Here is a 1,768-nt window from a genome sequence, read left to right as displayed (position 1 = left end):
AAATATTATTTTTGATATGTACACATGGGGAAAAGACAGTATTCCAAATGAAATTATAGAAACTTTTCCTTGCGTATCTCCCTTTCTTGAAAGTAAAGAAACATATAATTTCCACTATATAAATCCATCTATTGGGCTAGAAGGCATTGTCATAACTCAAAGCAAGTCTTAGTCTACGTAAGTAGTGTGGGCGCGGTACACATGCACACGGTTTCTGCTTTTCAGACGACCTCAATCCTTTTTCGAGGTCGTCTGAAATATTTATTCTGTAACAATCTAAGCCAAAACCGCCTATGAATACGGCCAGCAAGCGAAGCAATAGTATTAACAGGATGTCGCTCTTGTTGGCCGATGTGTATCTAGAAACATTGTCTTTACAATAACAGGCTGAGACCTTAGCAAAATTCCTTTTCTTCCAACAGCTAAAATCCAAACAAAGGTTTTCGGCTGTTTTTATTTCAAGTATCCACTGATTCTACTCAGACACCCCCTTAATCCTCCCCGTATACCTGATAATCAGGCATCCGGCCACCTTTTAGGCAGCAACAGGCACACTTAGTCTGTTAGCCGCTTTCAACAGGTTTAAACACATCGCCTTCAGATGGCTTTGTGCGCTCACTTTAATCAGACCGAAATAGGATGCCATAGAAGTCGATGAAGAAGGACAAGTCAGCGGCCAAACCACACCGAGCAAAGATGAAGATGCCCGTTGGACAAAGAAAAACGGCCTCTACAGACTCGGTTACAAACAACATACCCGTACCGATGAAGAAGGCTATATCGAGAAACTGCACATCACCCCCGCCAATACCCATGAGTGCAACCACCTGTCGCCTTTATTGGAAGGCATTGCCGAAGGCTCGACCGTCTATGCCGACAAAGGCTATGACAGTGAGGAAAACCGGCAACATCTGAAAGAACATCAGTTGTTGGACGGCATTATGCGCAAAGCCCACCGCAACCGTCCGCTGACGGAAAATCAAACGAAGCGTAACCAGTATTTATCGAAAACCCGTTATGTGGTCGAACAAAGCTTCGGTACGCTGCACCGTAAATTCCGCTATGCCCGGGCATGACGCCGTTTGCTGCCGGCAGTCTAAATAATGGTGGCGTCAATGACGGCGGCGGATGCCTTTTCTACTTTTAGGTTTTTTTCGGTCAGTTGGCAGTTAATCAGTTCCAGCAGTTCGGACAGGGTGTTGTCTTGCGCCGGCCGGTTGCGGTAGCGGCATAAGGTGCTGTAATCGGGGATGCTCAGTTCTTCGAAACGGCAAAACAGGTTGAAATCGATGCGGGTGATGAGACTGTGTTCGAGTTCGGGATCGGAGAGGCTGTGCCATTGGCCGAGCAGGACGGCTTTGAACATGGACAACAGGGGATAGGCGGGACGGCCGCGGTGGTCTCTAAGGTAGTGGGTTCTTTGACGGTTCAGGTACTGTTCGATCGGCTGCCAATCAATCACTTGATCCAACTTCAATAATGGGAAGAGGTCGATGTGTTTGGCAATCATGGCTTGTGCGGTTTGCCGGAAGAAGGTGCTCATGAGAAATCCCCTGAATGTCTTGGTGGGAATTTAGGGGATTTTGGGGAATTTTGCAAAGGTCTCAACCTGAACGAAAAAGAATTTATGTATAGTGGATTAACTTGATAATCACTCATTAAAAAGTAATCGAAATATCTAAAATAAGCCTAAAAAATAATAAAGGTCGTCTGAAACACTGTTTCCAAGGTTTTCAGACGACCTTTCATCATCAACACAGATTACAGG

General features: G+C 45.5%; 3 pseudogenes. 1 reads left to right on the top strand and 2 read right to left on the bottom strand.

The annotated features are described in order from the left end of the window. Window positions 1–535 precede the first annotated feature (535 nt). A pseudogene (locus ACTHUT_RS19665) lies at window positions 536–643 on the bottom strand (IS5/IS1182 family transposase); the annotation flags it as partial. Between ACTHUT_RS19665 and ACTHUT_RS19660 the strand changes: the two are divergent. Next, a pseudogene (locus ACTHUT_RS19660) lies at window positions 642–1,073 on the top strand (transposase); the annotation flags it as partial. The pseudogenes ACTHUT_RS19665 and ACTHUT_RS19660 overlap by 2 nt on opposite strands. Window positions 1,074–1,099: 26 nt before the next feature. Here ACTHUT_RS19660 and ACTHUT_RS19655 read toward each other — a convergent pair. Beyond that, window positions 1,100–1,543, bottom strand: a pseudogene (locus ACTHUT_RS19655) (transposase); the annotation flags it as partial. Window positions 1,544–1,768 lie beyond the last annotated feature (225 nt).

Source organism: Neisseria sp. P0022.S010, assembly GCF_051956635.1.
Note: the sequence above shows the minus strand (reverse complement) of the source record. Positions and strands in the feature narration are given on the sequence as shown.